24 protein-coding genes are annotated in these 20,080 nt (G+C 48.7%); all 24 read left to right on the forward strand.

Annotated elements, in window-relative coordinates; genetic code table 11:
• On the forward strand, positions 1–538 hold a 538-nt coding region (locus tag PACILC2_RS03190), incomplete at its 5' end, for a hypothetical protein (RefSeq protein ID WP_213527449.1).
• On the forward strand, positions 535–771 hold the full coding sequence (locus tag PACILC2_RS03195; RefSeq protein ID WP_213527451.1) for a hypothetical protein: 237 nt from the start codon (positions 535–537) through the stop codon (positions 769–771). The genes PACILC2_RS03190 and PACILC2_RS03195, both read left to right, overlap by 4 nt.
• Before the next feature lie 69 nt (positions 772–840).
• A complete protein-coding gene (locus PACILC2_RS03200; RefSeq protein ID WP_213527452.1) occupies positions 841–1,203 on the forward strand; it encodes a BC1872 family protein in 363 nt (120 codons plus the stop codon).
• A gap of 317 nt (positions 1,204–1,520) precedes the next feature.
• Positions 1,521–2,441 carry a Lin1244/Lin1753 domain-containing protein gene (locus PACILC2_RS03205; protein WP_213527454.1) on the forward strand — a complete coding sequence of 307 codons (921 nt, stop codon included), beginning with the start codon at positions 1,521–1,523 and terminating at the stop codon, positions 2,439–2,441.
• 297 nt (positions 2,442–2,738) lie between these two features.
• A complete protein-coding gene (locus tag PACILC2_RS03210; RefSeq protein ID WP_213527456.1) occupies positions 2,739–3,143 on the forward strand; it encodes a RusA family crossover junction endodeoxyribonuclease in 405 nt (134 codons plus the stop codon).
• A gap of 240 nt (positions 3,144–3,383) precedes the next feature.
• The gene (locus PACILC2_RS03215; protein WP_213527458.1) at positions 3,384–4,427 is read left to right on the forward strand and encodes a coiled-coil domain-containing protein; all 1,044 of its coding nucleotides are present in this window, start codon (positions 3,384–3,386) and stop codon (positions 4,425–4,427) included.
• Between the two features lie 44 nt (positions 4,428–4,471).
• Positions 4,472–4,897 (forward strand): DUF722 domain-containing protein, encoded by a 426-nt coding sequence (locus PACILC2_RS03220; RefSeq protein ID WP_213527460.1) that lies wholly within the window; start codon positions 4,472–4,474, stop codon positions 4,895–4,897.
• Positions 4,898–4,948: 51 nt separating this feature from the next.
• Positions 4,949–5,653, forward strand: a complete 705-nt coding sequence (locus tag PACILC2_RS03225) for an endonuclease domain-containing protein (RefSeq protein ID WP_213527462.1) — start codon at positions 4,949–4,951, stop codon at positions 5,651–5,653.
• A gap of 588 nt (positions 5,654–6,241) precedes the next feature.
• Complete coding sequence (locus tag PACILC2_RS03230; protein ID WP_213527464.1) at positions 6,242–6,502, forward strand: hypothetical protein; 261 nt, start codon at positions 6,242–6,244, stop codon at positions 6,500–6,502.
• Between the two features lie 76 nt (positions 6,503–6,578).
• On the forward strand, positions 6,579–8,297 hold the full coding sequence (locus PACILC2_RS03235) for a phage terminase large subunit family protein (RefSeq protein ID WP_213527466.1): 1,719 nt from the start codon (positions 6,579–6,581) through the stop codon (positions 8,295–8,297).
• A 205-nt stretch (positions 8,298–8,502) separates the two neighbouring features.
• Positions 8,503–8,760 (forward strand): hypothetical protein, encoded by a 258-nt coding sequence (locus PACILC2_RS03240; protein ID WP_213527468.1) that lies wholly within the window; start codon positions 8,503–8,505, stop codon positions 8,758–8,760.
• 38 nt (positions 8,761–8,798) lie between these two features.
• The gene (locus tag PACILC2_RS03245) at positions 8,799–10,622 is read left to right on the forward strand and encodes a portal protein (protein WP_213527470.1); all 1,824 of its coding nucleotides are present in this window, start codon (positions 8,799–8,801) and stop codon (positions 10,620–10,622) included.
• 593 nt (positions 10,623–11,215) lie between these two features.
• Positions 11,216–12,106 carry a hypothetical protein gene (locus tag PACILC2_RS03250; protein WP_213527472.1) on the forward strand — a complete coding sequence of 297 codons (891 nt, stop codon included), beginning with the start codon at positions 11,216–11,218 and terminating at the stop codon, positions 12,104–12,106.
• A 3-nt stretch (positions 12,107–12,109) separates the two neighbouring features.
• On the forward strand, positions 12,110–12,550 hold the full coding sequence (locus PACILC2_RS03255) for a hypothetical protein (RefSeq protein ID WP_213527474.1): 441 nt from the start codon (positions 12,110–12,112) through the stop codon (positions 12,548–12,550).
• Between the two features lie 14 nt (positions 12,551–12,564).
• Positions 12,565–13,500 (forward strand): Mu-like prophage major head subunit gpT family protein, encoded by a 936-nt coding sequence (locus PACILC2_RS03260; protein WP_213527476.1) that lies wholly within the window; start codon positions 12,565–12,567, stop codon positions 13,498–13,500.
• On the forward strand, positions 13,475–13,702 hold the full coding sequence (locus PACILC2_RS03265; protein WP_213527478.1) for a hypothetical protein: 228 nt from the start codon (positions 13,475–13,477) through the stop codon (positions 13,700–13,702). The genes PACILC2_RS03260 and PACILC2_RS03265 overlap by 26 nt, the downstream gene beginning before the upstream one ends.
• A 44-nt stretch (positions 13,703–13,746) precedes the next feature.
• Positions 13,747–13,908 (forward strand): hypothetical protein, encoded by a 162-nt coding sequence (locus PACILC2_RS03270; protein WP_213527480.1) that lies wholly within the window; start codon positions 13,747–13,749, stop codon positions 13,906–13,908.
• Between the two features lie 2 nt (positions 13,909–13,910).
• A complete protein-coding gene (locus PACILC2_RS03275; protein WP_213527482.1) occupies positions 13,911–14,285 on the forward strand; it encodes a hypothetical protein in 375 nt (124 codons plus the stop codon).
• Positions 14,286–15,518 carry an SGNH/GDSL hydrolase family protein gene (locus PACILC2_RS03280; protein WP_213527484.1) on the forward strand — a complete coding sequence of 411 codons (1,233 nt, stop codon included), beginning with the start codon at positions 14,286–14,288 and terminating at the stop codon, positions 15,516–15,518.
• 15 nt (positions 15,519–15,533) lie between these two features.
• Positions 15,534–16,691 (forward strand): glycosyl hydrolase family 28-related protein, encoded by a 1,158-nt coding sequence (locus tag PACILC2_RS03285; RefSeq protein ID WP_213527486.1) that lies wholly within the window; start codon positions 15,534–15,536, stop codon positions 16,689–16,691.
• Positions 16,692–16,738: 47 nt separating this feature from the next.
• Positions 16,739–17,200, forward strand: coding sequence for a hypothetical protein (locus tag PACILC2_RS03290; protein WP_213527488.1), 462 nt, complete (start codon positions 16,739–16,741; stop codon positions 17,198–17,200).
• A gap of 308 nt (positions 17,201–17,508) precedes the next feature.
• Positions 17,509–18,015, forward strand: coding sequence for an alpha/beta hydrolase (locus PACILC2_RS03295; protein WP_213527490.1), 507 nt, complete (start codon positions 17,509–17,511; stop codon positions 18,013–18,015).
• A gap of 15 nt (positions 18,016–18,030) precedes the next feature.
• Complete coding sequence (locus tag PACILC2_RS03300) at positions 18,031–18,606, forward strand: phage adaptor protein (protein WP_213527492.1); 576 nt, start codon at positions 18,031–18,033, stop codon at positions 18,604–18,606.
• A gap of 91 nt (positions 18,607–18,697) precedes the next feature.
• Positions 18,698–20,080, forward strand: a 1,383-nt coding sequence (locus PACILC2_RS03305) for a hypothetical protein (protein ID WP_213527494.1), incomplete at its 3' end; no start/stop codon positions are given.

Here is a 20,080-nt window from a genome sequence, read left to right on the forward strand (position 1 = left end):
CCGACATGTAAAGGAACTGGTAAAGTCGCCGGACTGGAGGAACCGAACAATGACTGACCGGGAAAAGAAGTTGGCGGAAATACGGGTGAAAGCTGAATTTTTAGATGGTTGTGAAAGTAAGATTGAGGTAAACTTGCCCGACTTATCGAAAGATATTCGTTTCCTTCTCTCCGAACTGGAAAGGAAAGACGAAGTAGTACGGGAAGTGTATGAAGGAAATACCAACATGCGTGACGCTCTCCAAGATGCGGCTAGTGAAGTCAAGAAGTTGCGGGAGGAACGAGAAAAGTGGGAGAAGGAAGCAAGATTGCAATACCGCTTGTTTAATGAATATCAGGATGAAAGTCGTGAAAAGATTGAGCAGTTACGAGCAGAACGGGACAAGCTGATCGAGGGATTGCGTTGGTATGCAGACGAGAAGAATCACGAATTGGACGAAAGCACGCGGCACTGGGAGAATGTTTACTCGCCTTATGAAATGGACGGAGGCCAACGCGCCCGCGAAATCCTCAAAGAAATCGGGGTGACGGTGGAATGACACCACAAGAGATCATCAAACATTGTGATCGGCAAATTGAACTTGCAGGCGATACGGCACAAGTTGGTTTCCGCATACCCGGTCGATGGGGAAAGTCGAATATGCGGAAGTTTTGGAAAGGCGGGCCGATTGGTGAAATTGTGAACGATTTTGGGGACGGTACGATATATGTTATGTTTTCGGCAGTTGAGGTAAAAAGTGCGGTTTTGAAAGAAATCGGAATCGAATCCTAAGGCCGAATAAAGGAGGATTAATCAGGGATAGCGGGCTAAGCTCGCTTCCCTATATGGGAGGAAAAGAGGATGAAACCGGGACCGGAACTGGATAAACGAGTTGCAGAAGCACTTGGCTGGGAGGTTGTAACGAACAAAAGCATGCTCCCTCCAAGTTGGAAATACGGCGTCGTCAAATCAGGGCAATTAGGAATGCAGGAACCCAACTTCTCCACCACATGGGACGGAATGAGACTGGTTGTCGAAGAGATGCGGCGGCGAGAATTGTCGGTATTCATGAGTAATTCCGAAGCCGATTTCGCGTGGTCATGCCAAATTCGTGATCCAAAATCAAGATTATTGGCATGGGATTTCAGTGAGTCATTACCACATGCTGTATGTATGGCCGCTATAAAGGCTCTGGGAGGGGGTAGGGAGAGTGAACCGGATTAAATATTTGTTTTGGGACATACAACCAATCGAGCAGAAAGTGGGTATGGTTGGATGCGGGATAATGATTGCTATTGTGTGTGGCGTAATAAGCGTTATCGGATGGATGGAACTGCTTGGATTCTGAAAACCAAAAAAGGATGTTACAAATGATAAACCGGACGAATAATTTCATGGCCGGTGTATTAAATGCCGCATTGCTATGTATCCCTTTCTGGGTCTTAATTTACGTAATTTGGAGGCTTTCATGAAACGCATAAAATGGCGAGAACGAATCTGGCTATGGTACTGGCGTATTCGATATTACAGGGGGTGAGAAGGTGGCGAAAAAGGCTCCGTTCTTCTCTCATGACATGAATGCTCGGAACGACCCGAAAATATCGGCCATGCGAGCTGTATACGGTGCACAGGGGTATGGCTGGTGGTGGATGCTCATCGAGATTATGGCAGAATCTGACGGTTACAAGCTAGATTACAAGAGCAAATACATTTTCAATGCATATGCAATGCAATTGCAATGCAAACCAGAAGAAGTGCAGGAATTTATTATGGATTGCATCAATGAGTTTGAGCTTTTTGAGTCGGACGGAACCTATTTTTGGTCCAAATCTTTACTGAAACGGATGCAATATCGGGATGCTGTTTCTGAAAAACGATCCGAAGCAGCGGCAAAACGTTGGGGAAAGGAACGATCAAATGCAAATGCATCAATTCAAGATGCAATTGAAATGCAAAGTGATGCAAAGGTGATGCAAACTGATGCAAACAAAACAAAACAAAACTATAAACAAAACGAAACTATAAATATATCTACTACTACTGGCGAGAACCCGTTCCGACTCTTCGAATCGGAGGGATTCGGGACACTGAGTGCAAGTATCGGCGAAAGACTTGGAGAGATGATTGATCAATACGGTGAACGTTGGGTCTGCGAAGCTATGAAAGAAGCATCCTTCTACGGAAAACGTAGTCTTCCTTATGTCATAAGCATATTGCAGCGTTACAGGACAAGTGGAGTGGACGAACCGTGGAAGATTGAAAAACCGGCATATGTCGGAAAAGGTCCGATTCGTCAAAGGCCGCAACTGCCTATCGTTACCAGTACGGACCAAGCGCCAGAGCTATCCGAGGATAAACTTCGTGAGATGTGCAGGTTAGCTCACCGTGTAGATGGTAAAGGCGAGCCGACAGAAGAAGAATTCCAGCAATTCAAAGCCAAGATGAAAATTCGTCCAGCCTAAGGAAAGGAGTGAAAAGGCGTGCAGGACATCCCCAAGAACCTATACTTCCTGGCTGCAAATCCAAGGGCGGACCTGATGCTGCGCTATGAAGCCGCAAGAAAGCTCCGAGAGCTTCGTAAATACCAGAGACAGGGGAGATAAGTATGAAACCAAAACGCCCGAAATGGGCCGTTATCGTGGGTGAGCATCGGCACAGGATTGGATTGACGCTCGAACAGGCTGTAGAAATTGCGATTGATCTTGAGGGGCATGTACAGCCAATTCGAATCGAGCAGCACAGGTTTAGGGGGTGAGGATGTGGTCAAAATCAGCGTGGATATCATACCCATGGGGGCTGTAAGGATGACCCAGCGCGGTAAATTCGTCAAACCTTTGCCCCAACGATACTTGCGCTACAAACAAATGATCGGCTGGGCAGCTCGGGAGAAGATAAAGCACCCGCTGGAGGGGCCTATTGCTGTGAAAATGCGGTTTTACTACCCATTACCCATGAACATGAAAAAAGCAGATCGCGCAGCTGCACTCGCTGGACGTATATTGCCGCAAGTCAAGCCTGATATTGACAACGTAATAAAGGGCTGCTTCGATTCGCTTAACGGAATAGCCTGGAAAGACGACAAGCAAGTCGTGAAAGAATATAGCGAGAAGTTTTACAGCGATCAGCCGCGAATCGAAATCGAAATTGAGGAAGTGGTCTCATGAGATGGATGCTCGTAAACAACCACGCATACATCGCCGTAGACGCTAGTAAAGGCCGTGCATGGCTCTTAAAACTACCAACTAGGGTAAATGGTGCGGAAACATATAAACGAGCCTAAAAACCGCATTTATGAGTCTGTAGGGAGGTGATGCCCAAAAAGGCGTCAGATACGGTATCGTCTCTATAGTTTTGTCCTATAAAGTTACTCTATTTTATCCATTATGCCTATAAAATGTGGTATAATGGGAGTAGCGAAAAATCGGGAAAAATGGGAGGAAAAGAACTTGGAAGCACGCCAACAACTTTTACAAGAGATCGGACAATTGGAGCAAAAACAGGCAGAACTGCAAAGCGAAATCGACACCATCAACGCTTCGGAATCGATTGACCGCGAAAAATACAACAAAGTACGGGCTGAACTGGACGAAGTGCAATCCAGACTTGAACAAAAGCAATCGGCGCTAAAAGAACTGACGGAAAAGGTCGAAACGCAAGTGGCCGAAGCACAGGCGCAGATCGCACAATCCTTTGAAGCCATTACGGCAGGCGATCAAACCGTCACGCTGCGGGAGTTGGCGAATGGTGAGGCCGCCTATCAAATCCTGTCGGTGTATTTTCAGCAGTTGTATCTGGACCAAGCTGAAAAAATCGCCTCGCTCCAAATCGAAGCGGCGGAACTCCGGCGCAAAAACGCTGAATTGGAGTATGCGCTTGAAGACATGACCGTAAAACGTGATGCTGCAGCCGAACAACTGCAGGAGGCGCAAGTGGAAATCAAGCGTCTCAATGACCAGGTGCAGGAACTGCGTACAGAAATTGCGATTGGTGCCCGGAATGCCGTTAAGGTAGTAGAAACCAATGTAACCGCAAACTTGAGCGAACTTATGCGCCAGTACAAGGAGAGCCGCCCTGCAATCTACGATCTTGAAGCGCTTGACGGGAAACGCAGCCAATACAAGGCCAAACTGGCTGAAACAGGCGAGGAAATCACGTTTGGCTATCTGGAATTAGGCAAGTATCGGGAGGTAAGCGCCGAAGAGGCGGAATCGTTTCGAAACCAGCACAAAGCGCAAAAAGCGCAGCTGGAGGCAGACAATACGAACGATACTGCATTGGGCGGGGATTTGACGCCACCGGCGGTTACATTTCCGGCCGATTCCGAGACCGCAGCCGGTGAATTGGCTCAAGGGAACACTAACGGAGAGGTGGCAACGGCGGCAACTCTCGAAGAGCGTGTCGCAAGGCTCGAAGCCGCCGTATTCGGAAAAGTAGGGGGCGCGGCCTGATGGCCGACCCTCACTTTCGTTCAATGTGAGGGATGGTGAAACTAATGAACACGGAACTCAAAATCCGAAAAAGCACATTCAAACACGTAGAGTCGGAAATATTTGCATATCACGATACACGTAAGGAAATTATCCGGCTCCGTAATGAAATCATGTACGGGCGAGAACCGAACGAAAATATTGGCGGCGGACGCAGTAACATACCTGGAGACCCAACGGGACGCATTGGATCACGTTTGGCTAGTCACAAGAAATTAGGCTACCTTGAAAGCACTGTGGAGGCCATAGAGACCGTATACAACCGATTGCCCGAAGCCAAGAAACGTCTTGTCAATCTGTATTATTGGACGCGACCGCAGATGTTGAGTTGGGAAGGAATCGCCCAGAAACTCCATGTCAGCCGAAAGACGGCATTCAACTGGCGCGATGAGATCGTATGGGCGATTACTGAGCAATTGGGGTGGAGATGAACGAACGATACGGGACACAGTCCTGAATAGGCACAGCCGAGGTGAGATGGTATGAAAAGAAGTGGGAAAACTCTACTCCCTTTGACAAAAGTTTATTATCCTTGCTGGAATTGCGGAAAAAAAGTCGAGGTAGAGCAGCGAACTATTACCTATAGGGCATTTTGTGAACAGTGTGAAAAAGAATACAACGAGAAGAAAGCCAGTGACCTGAAAGAATACGTAAGGCTAAAAACGATCATCATGCATGAAAGAGCCATGCGTATTCTGGAAAAACAGAAGGCTGAGGTATACCTCTACAAAGAGGCATCAGAAGCGGTATTGGAATTCGCAATGCAACCAGGGGAGAAGTTTTCTAGTTCTCATGAAATGGTCGCGGCCATGGAACTCATAAGAAACCATTTCAAAGTTAAAACCCAGCAGTCCGTTGGTAACTATAGAGTGGATTTCATGTTGCCAGAACTGCATGTAGTGCTTGAAGTAGATGGACATCTACACAAGCATTCACTGGTAAAGGATAACGAAAGGGACATCGAAATCCGAAAAATACTCGGAGCTGAGTGGGAAGTTGTTCGAATCTCCACAAAGAACATTGAAGAGAACATAGATAAACTCACCGATGCTATTCAAGCGATAGCCAATTACAAGCGAGAGGTGAGAAGAAAACATAATGGAATTATTCCTGAATGGTATTCCGCAAGAGAAAATAACCACTATGCAAAAATAATTGACAAAAGCTTCAAAAGAGATTTCAAGTAATTTTGCACTCTATTTACACTTTCGGGGTAATAAATTAATATATAATACTACCATAAGGAATTGATGATGAGCGGCGCAAAACCGGCCGGATGCCACTCACATCATTCCTACCGCACCGCGAAGCGCCTATATGCTTGTCGCGGAACGAGCACAGGGATCGGCGGTTTGCCGGTCGGCCACCCATGACGAGGTGGAACGCTGAATGTGCGATGCCCACGATTACGCGCCGCGTAGTCCAGTGCATTCGGCAAAGGCTTGAGCCGTTGAGCCCTTTAATCAGCGGCTACACATTCGCTATCTCATTCGCTATTTCAATACGCTACACAACAATACGCTACACAAGACAGTCGCTATATGGCGGCTGTTTTGCTTTTGTGGGGAAAGTCCCATGATCGAATTACAACCACACGATATAGACCATATACTCATCTTGCTGTTCTGTAACCATGTTTGGTGGCATGCGTGGGTGATAGTGTACACGAGTTTGGATGATGAGGATATGTAGAAAAGTGCAAAAAAGTGTCAAAAATTCACGGGGTTATACTAAAAACACCGCAAATAAGTGCAAATAAATGGGGAGGGATGACGATGGCGAAAGTAGGGCGACCGCCCAAAGTTAAGGAAGAAGATATGCCCGAACTCGTCGAAAAGTTCAGGCGGTATATCGAGGAAACAGACATTCCGATCATTGCTGAGTTTGCGTATAAGAACGGATTCGGGAAGAATTATTTTCATGAACGACAAGAATTTTCGAACCTCATAAAAATGGCTATGGCGAAAAAGGAAGCAGCACTTGAAATCGGCGCATTGAAGGGAACATTAAACCCGACAATGGCCGTTTTTCGTTGAAGCAGATGGGGTGGCGTGATAAGCAAGAAGTCGAGCACAGCGGCACGATAAGCGTAGAGAAAATGCTGGAGGAGCTATGAATCAGCAAGCCCGTGAAAAGCTGCGCAGATTGAAATATGACTTTTCTTATTACGCACCCAGATTGCTAAAAATACGCACTAAGAATGGACAGATGGTAAATTTCCAGCTTAACACGATGCAAAAGAAGATCGACGCGACCATTGAGCGGCTAAAGGCCGAAGGCAAGCCGGTTCGCATCATTATCTTAAAGTATCGTCAAGGCGGCGCGTCTACGTACACAGAGGGACGCATCTTTCACAGCACGACCATGAACCATCTGACAAACAGCCTGATCGTGGCACACGAAGAAGACGCCAGCACTAACTTGTTCAACATGAGCAAGCTTTTCTATGATGAGTTGCCCACAGAGCTTAAACCGATGCGAAAAAGCTCAAACGCAAAGGAACTTGTATTCGAGAATCCTACTAAGGATCCGATAGAGAAGCAGCAGAACCCAGGATTACGCAGCCGTATCAAGATTGCATCGGCCAATAACCTTGGCGCAGGACGTTCAGCCACGATACACAACCTACATGCATCTGAGGTAGCGTTCTGGCGCGACGGTCAGACGCTTATGCTCGGTCTGTTGCAAGCTGTACCCAATACGCCGAATACAATGGTCATACTCGAAAGCACGGCCAATGGTGTGGGTGGATACTTTTATGACGAGTGGCAACGGGCCAAGAATGGAGAGTCCGACTTTGTGCCGCTCTTTTTTGCGTGGTTCGAAGAACCGGCGTATGAGATGGACGTACCGCCTGATTTTGTACCGACGCCCGAGGAAGAAGAACTCATGCGTCGATTCCCAGAAATCACGCACCGAAAACTCGTATGGCGACGATGGGCGATAAAAAACAACTGCGGCGGCGATCCTGAACTGTTCAAGCAAGAGTACCCGAGCGATGACATGGAAGCATTCCTTGTATCAGGCCGCCCGCGTTTCGACATTCCGACGCTTCGGCAGTACCTTGATCAATGCGTAGACGGTAAGCGCGGATACTTGGAACGTGTGAATGGCCGGATAGAGTTTATACCCGATCCCAAAGGTTACCTTGAAGTGTGGTCATTCCCGCGCCGCGATCATTACATTGGCGCAGACGTAGCCAAGGGACTTGTTACCGGCGACGCTTCCGCTGCTCCTGTATGGGATGACAATTACAACCTCAATGCTCTATGGCACGGACGCATCGACCCGGATCTATTTGCCGATCAGCTTGAATTGCTCGGCTTATGGTACAAAGAAGCACTCATAGCGGTTGAGGAAAACAACCACGGTCTAACGGTGCTGAACAAGCTTAAGCAGAATTATACGAATCTTTACTATCGTACGAGCCATAACAAACTCACAGACGAGCAAAAGAAAGAGCTTGGATGGTATACGTCAGAGCAGACGAAGAAACTTGCAATAGATAATCTGGCACGTTTGATACGTGAAAAGCGGCTTGGCATCAAGTCAAGGAAGTTTATCGAGGAGTGTATGACCTATGTCATCGAAGACGACGGCAAGACGAATGCGCAGGAGGGTTCGCATGATGACATTGTCATGGCTAGCGCTATTATCCTGTACGTCATGGAGCAATACGCAGCGCCAGTATCGGATATTGTAAGCACGATAGGTGAACCGATCGAACAGGCGCTACAAAGCAACTTTATCATGACGCCGGATGGATTCCGGCATAAATCGGAGGTGCCGGAAGATGAAGACCAAGAATGGTTCAGAAGTGCGGGGTGGTAGTTTTACATTAACCTGTAATCAATGTGGAAAAACGGTTAACTTAACGCAGGATAACATAAAAGACTACTACCGTGGATTTGGTTGGGGAAAGTTTGAGCCTTCAACCTTGGAACATAAAGATAAGATACTGATATGGTACACCGAGGATATGGCAAATGACACAATATCTTGCTCATGCGGCAATGAAGTGAGGGTGTATCCTTAAATGACAGACGTACTGATCGGACTGCTCATCTGCGTCATTACAGCCGCAGCATCCATATACGCAGCTCACTACATCGTGCAGTTGCGGCACAACCGCGATATGCTGGCAGACGAGCTTAAACGGGCCACAGAGCATATAGGCGAGCTGGAAAGCAGGGTGATGCTCCTTGAGGCAGAGCGAGACGCCAGAGACGCGAGGGTTGGCGATTTAAGGCGCGAAGAGTCACATGGATGGGAAACGATAAATATACGAGCATAGGCCGCTGATGCGGTCTTTTTTATTTGGGAGGTGACATCTTGGCTGACACAATCGACATCTTGGACCCGGACAACCAGAGTGAACAGGGAGCACCACAGAGCACGCAAGAACGAGAACTTGCCTTGCGTGTACAGTATCTGTTCCGGCAAGCCTGGGACGCCAAACAGCAGTTAAACTTGCCGCAGATATGGCGCATGTGTGACGACTACAAGCACGGGCGTCAAAACCCGAAGCAGAGCGAGGAACACCCGGCTAGCGTGACCAACGTCATTCACCGGATTGTAGAGTCGCAAATCGCCGATCTGATCGACAAGCCGTACAGCAGTGCTGCTAAAGGATGGGAACCATCTGACGACATGTTCGCGGAACAGGCGCAAAACATCTTGGACTTTATCCTGTTCCGTAACCATTTCAAAGAAAAGATCAACTTATCCGAGCATGACCGTCTAGAATTAGGCAGCACGATCATCAAAGTATGGACAGACCCGGACGGACTGGATGGGCGTGGGCTTCCGAAGTTTGAAATGGTCAGCCCGGCCAACTGGTTTCCCGATCCGAAGGTGACGGCACCGCATCAACTGCAAGATGCCGAGTTCGTGATACACGCCACGCCGCGGTCGTTATCATGGTTTAGGCGACAATTCCCGGAGCGCGGGAAATATGTCCGGCGCGAGGTTGCGATACCGTACGACCCGGACGCGACGTTTACGGACGCCGAAGCCGATGAGGTGCATGTGGACACGTCACAAAAGGCGCTGCTACTTGAGTACTACACGCGAGACGAGGAAGGCCAACTGTACTGTCTGCATGTGGCCAACGATATCTTGCTTGAAGACAGCAGGAAGAGCAACAAACCGGTTCAGCGGCGCAATCTTTATCCGTTTGTGCATATCAATTGTTACCCGCGCAGGGGCACGATTTGGGGTATGGGGGACGTTGAACTGCTTATCCCGACGCAAGACCTGATCAACGAGCTGGACGACCAAATACGGCTTAATGCACGTCTCATGGGCAATCCGCAGATCGTTGTGGGACAAGGCGCAGGACGCGGCTTTGACTTTAGAAAATGGACGAGCAAGCCCGGGCTGCGTATCCCAATGCGCGATCACAACAGTTTCCAAGTGGTACCGTCTGTACCGGTATCTCCTGATGTGCCCGTGAGGCGCGAGAAAGCGTTCCAAGAGGCCGACCTTATCGCCGGTACGCCTGACGTAAACCGGGGCGAAAAGCCCGGTCAGGTGACCGCAGCCGCCGCAATCATGGCGTTGCAACAAGCCGGACAAAAGACGGTGATACACAAAAACGAGATGTTCAAGGCAGGATGGTCCCAAGTTCTCGAACTCCTCTTCGACGAAGTTCTTGAAAATTGGGATGAAGAAATGTGGATACGGATAGACGGAGATCGTCCGGACTACAAGTTTGTTAACCCGGCAGAATTCCGAAGCGTTCCACGGATGGTCCCGAACGCACTATACGGGGTGGCTGGATTCGAGGACGAAGACCCGATTAAGGAGCTTACTGATGATGACGGCAAGCCGCTTACAAGAGATGCGCAGTTTGACTTTCAACTGAATCTTGGCAACGGGTTCCCGAATGACCGATCATTCCTATTGCAAGTCATGACGGACTTTACAAGGGTTGCATTCCCGGACGGGCCGGCCATTACTCGCAACGAATTCCGTCGTTTCCTCAGAGATCAAATTGGCCTGGACATCGACGACGATACGGATATGCAGCAACAACCGCCAGCATTACCGGCTACACCGCAACCAATACCACCAATGCCGGGGACAATACCGGAGCCAATGCCGCAAGATATACAACAGCCGATTGAACCGGCCATGATGGGAGGTGTGATGTGATGGCAGTTAGGTATATGACCGACGCGGAAGCACGCTATATCATGCACGCGGTGGGCGGCGATCCGCTTATAGCGTCGTATCTGGACAACCAAGCCGCATACGGTTACGACATGCGTCAGACCATGGCGGGGCTTCCGGTGTGTCCCGCATGTGAACGAGCTGCCCTGCACCATGAGCGCGGTATTGTATGTCCGACGTGTGGATACAGAGGTCCGTCGTCGCACAAGATGAGGGATCATATCAACGGCATGATGTATCGATAATAAAGGGGGTGAGAACATGGCAAAAGTAATCGGACCCGGGGGCACGTCCAAGGCAGCCAGAGACACGGGGTGCAAGAGCATTGGACCGCGTGGATCTGCAGGCAGCAACACATCCTATACTACATCCCGAGGATACGAGAGTGACCGGACGCAGGGGCTGCGCAGCAGCTACCAGCAAACCGGTAGCGCAAATAACCGAAAAGCATGATACACAGGGCGTCTCCAGAGCAGGGGGCGCCCTTTCCTATACGCGCACAAGGCGCTGACAGCCGGAACAGACGGCATGGGCATGACAAGGCGTAGGATGCCACTACGCAGAAACGGAGGACAATGATGGAAAACGAGCAAACCTTCACAATCGACCAATACCGCGCAATGCGGGAATCGGGCATAGACCCCTATGCGGCATTGGAAGCCGAAGGGGAGCAGGCGGATGCCGCGTCTGCAGAAGAATTTGAAGAGCCTACGGAACCGATCGAAGAGGATACGCCCGTAGACGAGCAGGAAGAGCCTGTAGAGGAGCCGGAAGACGAGGAACCTATAGAGCTTCCGGAGAACCAAAAGACGGCCTTCCAGAAGGCGCTAGAGCGCGAGAAGCGCAAGGCACGAGAGGAAGCGCAGAAGAGAGTGCGGGAACAGCTCGAAAGCGAGTACAACCCGTACAAACGGTTCTTTGAGCAACTGGGCATGGACCCGGAAACGGCCATGAAGGCAATCGAGCAAAACAAATTGCAACAAGAAGCGCAAAGACTGGCCGAGCAAAACGGCTGGACTGAGCAGGAGACAGAATGGTGGCTGCGGCAGCAGCAATTGGAGCGCGAGCAAACCGAAATGCGCGTGTCTCTGCGGGTGTACGAGTTGGCCGACTCGCCCAATTACCCAGGAATCAAGCAAATGAAAGGGCCGATCGTTGAGTTTATCCGCAAAAACCCGCACGCGACGGTGGAGCAAGCCTATTATGCCGTGGGCGGAGAACCCTTGTTGCAGCAACTACGACGCGAAGCCGAGCAACGGCAGATCGCAAAGCGCCAGCAGCCGAAGCGCACCGTCGTCACGGACACCCAAACGATGCCCACAGGGCCAGCACCGCTTACACCGGAGGACTTGCAGTTTATGCGCTACACCGGTATGAGCGAAGCAGAGGTTCGGAAACTCAAGGAAGCAGACTTCCAGAACCTTGAGCAGTACCGCAAATGGAAACAGTTTCAAGGGAGGAAATGATAAATGGCACGATTTATCCGCACCATCAACGGTTACAACCAGCCCGTATCTGTGCGTTGGCGTGTAGCCGCGAATCAAACGATCAACCCGGGCGATATTGTCCAACTTAACGCCACGAGCCGCTATCTTGAAGTCGCTGCAGCAGGATCCACGACGCTTGTCGGCGTGGCTGATGAGGGAATCACCACCGGTGCAACGGTTACGGCGGGTGATGAAATATCGATAACGCCTTTGACGGGAGGCGTATTCCGCATTCCGTACACGGGATCCACGAAAACATCACTGGCTGACACGGACCTTGTTACGACGCTGTTTGACCTTGGCGGAAAAAATTCGATCAATCTTGACGACACGACCGGCGGCATGTGTTCGGTTGTGGGCTATAACAATGCACGCAAAGATGCAGACGTCATTTTCGCGGCTGCAAACGTTGTAAGAATCTGAGGGGGTAAACCAACATGGCAATGAATACAGGACAGTTCCAAAATCTCTATACACGCCGCATTGATCTGGCTTTCTTCGAAGGCTGGGACGCAGTACCGGAGCAATGGAGCCGGATTTACAACACGGTCGACGCCAAGACCAACAACCGGACGACGCAGATTATCGCCGGTGTTGGCGCCTGGGAAAAGTCCGGGGAAAACGAGAACCCGAACGAGCAACGATTCAAACTCGGACCGATCATCTTCACCCAAGGCGAAATCTACAAAACGGAAATCACGATGAGCCGGGAGCAGATCAAGGACCAGCTCTACGAAGAAGTCGCCAACATGGCAAAAGACGCCGGTCATGCTGGACGTGAAAGGGTGGAAGACACTGCTGCCCAATACCTGCAAGAGATGTTTGACAACACGCAGGGTACGGGTTATGACGGCAAACCGACGTTTGCAAACGACCATCCGAATTACGGTGACAACGGCGGCACTCAAGACAACCTTACAACCGGCGCTCTCAGTGACGCTAACCTGAAATCGGCAATCATCCTGTTCCGTAAGCAACGGGATGAGAACGGTAAGAAAATCTCCTCGATCCCGAACAAACTGGTGGTACCGCAATCCCTGCAATTCACCGCAGCTACGATCTTGCAATCGGCGCTGCAAGCTGGTACGACTAACAACGACAAAAACGTGCTCCCGAACATGGAACTGGTCGTCAACGACTATTGGGATGCCTACACGCAAACGCGCTGGTTCATCATGGGGCCGCGCCATCAGGTCAACATGATCTGGTGGGATAAACCAGAGTTCCAAAAGTACCCGATCATGAACAAAACGGCTCGCAAAGCTGGCTCGGGTATGCACGTTTCACGCCTAGAGCCGAAAACTGGCGCCATACGGTCGGGTCCACAGGCGCATAAGGAGGGGCACTATGGCCGGAACTTACGGACAACCTGATTATGTTCCCACTTCTGGCCCGGTAGACTTTGAACGTCTTTTTGTGGGCGGAGTTGAGATCAAACCGGGTAATGGAGGTAAGCAAATAAACGCGCTTAAGCCAATCAACATCAAAGGTGAAGTTGACGCCTTGACGGTGGCTAAGGCGTATAACCAATTGATCGCAGAGTTGAAAGTCGCGGGCCTAATGGCTGACAAGTAGGGAGGGCGAAAGCTCTCCCTTTTTTTGTATACGGAGGTATAACCATGAACCATTATGAGGGCATAACGCCCGACCAACGTTGGAGAAATGACTTGTTGAATGAGATGAGACAAATCCGCCAGCTGCTCGAACGCAATGCGCAAGCGGTTGAGCAACCGGAAGAAAAATCAGAACCCAAGCGCAGAGGGCGCAGGAAAGGGGCGTAAGTATGATACTCCATGATAATAGCGGTAAAGAACTGAACTTGTCGGAAAATGTCACGTTGCAAAATGCCGTGACAAGCGCTTCCGATGGTTTTGTCTATCAATCCATAAATCGTAATGTGACACTGACGTTTGAAATAACTGGATCAAGTGAAACCAGGACAGTCAATTTTGAAATGGCAGGGCCGAGTGGTGTATTTGTGCCTTGCACTTGCAGCAATATCCTAGACCCGTCTATTTTGGCCACACAAACAACAGGAGGAAACTTTACAGCGCCAGAGAGTTGGCAAGTAGAAGTGCCGGCTGGTTGGTCCTTCAGGGCACGTGTAAGTGCTGTGACTGGTGGAACTGTATCGGTACGTGGAAAGGCGGTGTCGTAAATGGACAGGGTAGCTAGGGCTCTAGCTATCACTGCTCAACATCGCTTCTCCCGGCGGGAACTGGTACCGAAACGTCTCCAATCCATGCCGCCAGTGGCGTCGATTACGCCGACGATCACGCTGGGTGAGCGAAACGGGGCAAGCCAGATCGTGTCAAGCGTGCATATAACGGCCGCAAACATTTCGACCGGTGAACTAAATCCGGTCTATCGGTACAACGGCGACCCACAGCGAGCAGGCGCGTCTTACCCGGATAATGGGTTTGTGAGGAACACCGCTGTCACAACCACAAGCGCGAACGGTAATCTGATTGTCGAATTCTCCCATTTCGGCGCATCATTTGAAATCTACGAAAAAGGACAGAATGGCAAGTATCGGATGGCTGTTGATGAGGGTGACGGGTACAAATACGTCGCCCTAGACGCGCAGAGTATGGCTCCTGCTGACGGCGGCGTATACAATAGGCTGATCAACTTCGGCTCAGTAAAATCTCGCGGAATCCGCATTGAAATCAGCAATTCATTTTTCGGCGGTGTTAGGATTGGTCCGAACGACACGATTTATCCGACAGTAGTCCCACAGCGTCCTCGTGCGATTTTTGTCGGCGATTCGTTTACAGAGGGCGGATCATCTGGTGCGGCGATGAGTCACAGCTATTCAGCAGTTGCTTCTTACCTTTTAGGCTGGGACGGGTGGAATAGTGGGGTTGGTGGGACTGGCTACGTGAATAATGGCCCGGCTGGGCGGGTCAAATTCCAAGATCGCCTCCAACACGATGTACTCCAGTATCGGCCTGATGTAGTCGTTGTTGCAGGCGGTATCAATGATGAGGGTTTTCCGGTCGAGCAAACGCAGGCAGCAGCGGACTTGCTTTACAGCACCATTCGCTCCAGCTTACCAGACACCGAACTGATCATCATAAGCAACTTTTCGCCTGTCGGCGGTGTATCTCAAATCCGGGGTCAGATTCGGGATGCACTCCGGGAAACTGCACGCAAGTACGGAGCACCGTTCATTGATACACTTGCAGGGGCAAGCTACGACTGGAACGGAAATCCCGTGAGTCAGCCGTCCGGGTCATGGATTACTGGCTCAGGAAATGTTGGCAATCCGCAATCTTCGGGCAATGCGTCAGTTTTCACATCGGCTGATGGCACCCATCCAACACCCGCGGGTCATCAGTATCTTGGGGAAAGGGTAGCTGCAGAGATTTTCAAAATATACGCAGGATAATTAGGAGGTGATACCATGGCATCGCCTATGCGGCGAGTTAATGAGCTGGTAAGCTCAGATATCGGAAACTACCTAACGAACAAAAAAACATGGGGCGGTATCATCTATAACGTCATGGATTACGGGGCAAAAGGTGACGGGGTAAAAGATGACACAGCTGCGATTCAAAAAGCTATAGATATAGCGAAGAATAGTGCCGCCGGAACCATTTATTTTCCTCCAGGGGATTATGTAATCAATTCGACAATATTAGTACAAGATGTCCCAAATCTTGCAATCATGTCGTTTAACAATGCAAGAATTTTAACCTATACAGTTGACTTAGACTTTATGTTCTCGTTCAAGAATTGTCCGGGATTGGAAATAAACAATATCCAATTTGATAGCAACAACACAGGAAAAAGTCAATTGAAATTAGAACGATGCGCAGGCTTCACCATTGAAAAATGCTCGTTCAAAAACTTCAAGCAGGACGAAACGGATATTTTCCGACACGCCATAAGACTTGATCAATCACCTAATGGCACCATCACGGGCAATCTGTTTCAAAATATCGGACAAAGTTTTGGCGGATCGATGACTGTGAATACACAGTATAGGTCAATCACTGCGAACAGTGGATGCAACCGAATAACAATTAAGGGGAATAAATTCCTTAATGTTCATCAATCGTTAGTCGTCGCCGAATTTCCTCTTTGGGATGCGACAAAGAGTTATAGTGTAAACAATTATGTTTTATATACCGTCGGCGAGACGACAAATGTTTATCGTTGTATTCAAGCAAACACCGGTATTCAACCCAGCAATACGTCTTATTGGAAAATCGATCAAGAAGACGTAATACCGAATCATGATGTTTTTTTTCTTGACAACTACAATGAGTACGTGGGTGACAATGCAGTTTATTTCCTTGAATACGTACGGTCCATTGTTATCAGTAACAATACTTTTATAAATATGCAAGATGAGCCGATTGTGATTGTCGGACAGAATGCCATAATTGTAAACAATCGGTTTGAGAATGTCTCAAACAAAGCGATTGCAATTGGCGATAAAGACAATATTGAAAAATCGAGATCAGTGGAAATCAGTTTTACAATGTCGCCGCTAGCGGAAGTTTTATTGAATTCCGGGATACAGGGATGGTTTATACAGTTGATACTTTGCTCATAACGGAAAATCTCTTTAGCACAACGGTAAGTTTGGGAAGTGCCTCCCATTTGAAGATAGGCAAAACAAGCAAGTTGATGATATCAGGTAATGCTTTTTTCGTTAATGCCAATTCCAATGAACTTATTATCAGAGTCGAAAACACTGTTCAAATGGGAATAATCGAGGGGAATATCTTCAATGCCGCCTCGACAACAGCAACTTTTTTCCGGGATTTCAGTTCGGGTAGTATAATTGTGGTTCGGGGAAACATTACAAACTGTCGCGCATTTGCAAATGTTTCTGGAACAATTCCGCAATTAGCAAGAGGAGATTTTGCACCAACAAACTCGTACTTCTCTCAACTAAATGCTCGTTTCTTATGGGCAAGTGGACCTCCTACAGGTGGTTCATGGACTCGAGGAGATATTATATTCAACATTTCTCCAAGTGCCGGAGGGCAAGTTGGATGGGTATGTGTATCATCTGGTGAGCCTGGGACATGGAAAACATTTGGAACCATTTCTACTTAATTTGTTTTCATCTTCATGGTATATTAAAGAAAATTAAGTGAAATGGGTGGGTAAATGTTTCAAGGGGAAAAAGTATTTCAAGGCGTGAGGCCGATAAAGTATTTGCTCCAGCCTGCTAGTACCGTAAGTAAATTCCTTGTAGTTGTTTTTCGGGATTCCCGAATATTGGTAAACCTCCAGTCTATAACTATGTCAAAACGTTGGAAGGAATTGATTGTAACAAACTCTTTATCTTGGATAATCTTAACCATACTCATAGTTCTGGAGCGACGTATTATCTTGGCATAAACGGTGATCATAGCGTTGAGATGTCTGTAGTATCCCTAATAACAAAAATCGCCAATGAATTGGGTGTTTTGCACGAGAATATCATTTGTGCAGGTTCGAGTAAAGGGGGGTTTGCTTCTCTTTATTTCGGAATAAAGTATTCGTTTGGTTATGTAATTTCTGGTGGAGCGCAAACGAGATTGGGTGAATATCTTGCGTATCAACCGGCAGAAACAAAATACATCTTATCGTTTATTACAGGTAATTTTGAAGAAGGAAGGAAATACCTTAATAATCTATTGTTTGATGTCGTGAGATCGTCTCAGAGACAACCGAAAATATACATCCATGTTGGTAAAGGCGATCATCATTACAAGGGACACATTATTCCTTTGACGAACCTATTCGATGAATTGAACATCGAATATGAACTTGATGTAGCCGATTATCAAGAACATGCACAGTTAGGAGAATTTTTTGCACCATACTTAAAAGAAAAGATGGAAAAGATTTTGAACAATACAGATGTAACATTACTTAGAGCCTAATTTGGAGGTGAGCCGATGGCGACAGCCCAACAAATCTTAGATGATGTGAACTTGCGATACCGAAATAGCTTCACGACGGAACAGAAACTCGTCTGGTTCAATGAGGAGCAACGGGAACTGTTCGACGTGTTAGAACTTGACAGCCCACCATACACGTTCCAGACGGTTGAGGGAGAGAACTATTACCCGTTCCCAGATCAGTTCGACACGACCAAAATCAAGACAGTAACCTATCAAATCAACGATACAGCGGAACCTTCATTCGTGGAGGTTCCTTTTTTGCGCAATGACGACCGGCAAGGCGTTCTGGATCAACCCTGGTATACCATCGTTTCGGATGCCATATATCTGTACGTGCCGGACAAAGTGCCAGACAATCGTACGGTGTACATCTATACGGATTCGGACCCAACAGAGGTTACAACGGCAAATCTCAACGCTTCCCCTGATCTCCCGACAAAGTATCAGGAAATATTAAAACTCGGCATTTTGAAGCGCATCTGTGCTGCTCGTAAAGACGTGGTCATGGTCAACAATTACACTGCCGAGTATGAGCAAAAATATCTGAGGTACTGTGGCAGCGGAAGCTAAAGGAACCGGAATTTATTACGCCAATCGACATGGGATATAAACCATCTTGGCATACATCCTACGCCGGATGGGCGTTTCAGAGGTGGAAATAATGGCGATCTGGCAAGCACTTCCGCGCAGTCTCGACTTGCGCCGTGCCAATAACTTTACCGAAGGGATTGATACCGAAAAGAGCCCGTTTTTCGTGTCCGAAAACAGCCTTGTATCCGGATACGGATGGGATTTTAACGATTACCCTGCCCTCAAGGTCAGAGACGGTCGTACAGCGCACGGAGCAAGTGGAGGGGCGATTACAAGGCTGCTCGCGAACTTCGGCAACACGCACCTTGTACGGGCCGTAGGTACGCAATTGCAGTACAATTCAAGCGGCACGACGTGGACGAACATTAGCGGAAGCTATGCAAACGTCGATTGGGATTTCGCTAACTTCGATGTTAATGGCCCGGCGTTGATTATCCTTAACCCTACAAACGGCGGATACTACTGGAACGGATCGTCGCTCACCGCTATTTCGGACATGCCGAAAGGCAAATATGTGACAGCAGACAACCTCCGGGTGTTTGTGGCAGGAGTGGCAGCGGAACAGGATGCGGTGTATTACTCTGCTTTTCAAAATGCGCTGGACTGGACCACTGCCGAAAATTCGGGAATCGTGCAGTATTACACAGCCAACGGCGGACCGATCACAGCTATAAAGGCGTTCAATGGCTCCATATGGGTGTTCAAGAGGGATGCATTCGCGATTATCTACCATACCGGCAGCGCGGACATTACGTATAGACTCGTACCCGTATCGGACTACATCGGATGCGTTGCCTACAAAACCGTTATCGAAGTCGGACCGTATCTGTTGTGGCTAGGTCGGGATAATGTTTATATCGGCGCCGGGGATGCAGCAAAGCCTATTGGTGATCCGATTAAGGCATATATCAACAACATCAACTGGTCGGCTGTGGACAATGCTTTCGCATTCGGGACAGACAAACGATACTACTTGTGCATCCCGACAGGAAGCAACACACAACCGGATATATGCCTTGTGTACGATTACATTTTCCGCAAGTGGCTGCCCTACAGCATCACGCTTGGTGGCCTTAGATGGGGCGCTAAACTCGACGGAGTGCCTTATGCCGGTGATGCATCCGGCCAGACGTTCCGCATGAACAACGGCACAACAGACGCGGGAGCAGCGATTCCTTGGAGAGTACAATCAAGACCCTACGATGACGGAGTTAAGGAAGCCGAAAAGGAGCTGCACCATATGTACATTCAAGGATACTTCCCGGCTGGAACAAGTGTATCCGTTGACGTGGCACCAGACGACATCGGTTCGACCTGGGTTAACATCAGCTATGACCCAACCAGCGGAGCGGCATTTACGCAAAACAAACGGCTGATTGTACCGCTTGACACGGTACCGCTTTGCAATTTCTACGCCTACAGAATTAGCGGCAGCGGACCGGCTACGATACAG

The sequence above is a fragment of the Paenibacillus cisolokensis genome (assembly GCF_018403665.1).
Lineage (GTDB): Bacteria > Bacillota > Bacilli > Paenibacillales > Paenibacillaceae > Paenibacillus_AH > Paenibacillus_AH cisolokensis.

Excerpts from the sequence above, each read along its gene's own strand:
- PACILC2_RS03195 (WP_213527451.1), top strand. The coding sequence starts at position 535 with ATGACACCACAAGAGATCATCAAACATTGTGATCGGCAAATTGAACTT.
- PACILC2_RS03200 (WP_213527452.1), top strand. The coding sequence starts at position 841 with ATGAAACCGGGACCGGAACTGGATAAACGAGTTGCAGAAGCACTTGGC.
- PACILC2_RS03215 (WP_213527458.1), top strand. The coding sequence starts at position 3,384 with ATGGGAGTAGCGAAAAATCGGGAAAAATGGGAGGAAAAGAACTTGGAA.
- PACILC2_RS03220 (WP_213527460.1), top strand. The coding sequence starts at position 4,472 with ATGAACACGGAACTCAAAATCCGAAAAAGCACATTCAAACACGTAGAG.
- PACILC2_RS03225 (WP_213527462.1), top strand. The coding sequence starts at position 4,949 with ATGAAAAGAAGTGGGAAAACTCTACTCCCTTTGACAAAAGTTTATTAT.
- PACILC2_RS03230 (WP_213527464.1), top strand. The coding sequence starts at position 6,242 with ATGGCGAAAGTAGGGCGACCGCCCAAAGTTAAGGAAGAAGATATGCCC.
- PACILC2_RS03235 (WP_213527466.1), top strand. The coding sequence starts at position 6,579 with ATGAATCAGCAAGCCCGTGAAAAGCTGCGCAGATTGAAATATGACTTT.
- PACILC2_RS03240 (WP_213527468.1), top strand. The coding sequence starts at position 8,503 with ATGACAGACGTACTGATCGGACTGCTCATCTGCGTCATTACAGCCGCA.
- PACILC2_RS03250 (WP_213527472.1), top strand. The coding sequence starts at position 11,216 with ATGATGGAAAACGAGCAAACCTTCACAATCGACCAATACCGCGCAATG.
- PACILC2_RS03255 (WP_213527474.1), top strand. The coding sequence starts at position 12,110 with ATGGCACGATTTATCCGCACCATCAACGGTTACAACCAGCCCGTATCT.
- PACILC2_RS03260 (WP_213527476.1), top strand. The coding sequence starts at position 12,565 with ATGGCAATGAATACAGGACAGTTCCAAAATCTCTATACACGCCGCATT.
- PACILC2_RS03265 (WP_213527478.1), top strand. The coding sequence starts at position 13,475 with ATGGCCGGAACTTACGGACAACCTGATTATGTTCCCACTTCTGGCCCG.
- PACILC2_RS03270 (WP_213527480.1), top strand. The coding sequence starts at position 13,747 with ATGAACCATTATGAGGGCATAACGCCCGACCAACGTTGGAGAAATGAC.
- PACILC2_RS03275 (WP_213527482.1), top strand. The coding sequence starts at position 13,911 with ATGATACTCCATGATAATAGCGGTAAAGAACTGAACTTGTCGGAAAAT.
- PACILC2_RS03280 (WP_213527484.1), top strand. The coding sequence starts at position 14,286 with ATGGACAGGGTAGCTAGGGCTCTAGCTATCACTGCTCAACATCGCTTC.
- PACILC2_RS03285 (WP_213527486.1), top strand. The coding sequence starts at position 15,534 with ATGGCATCGCCTATGCGGCGAGTTAATGAGCTGGTAAGCTCAGATATC.
- PACILC2_RS03295 (WP_213527490.1), top strand. The coding sequence starts at position 17,509 with ATGTCTGTAGTATCCCTAATAACAAAAATCGCCAATGAATTGGGTGTT.
- PACILC2_RS03300 (WP_213527492.1), top strand. The coding sequence starts at position 18,031 with ATGGCGACAGCCCAACAAATCTTAGATGATGTGAACTTGCGATACCGA.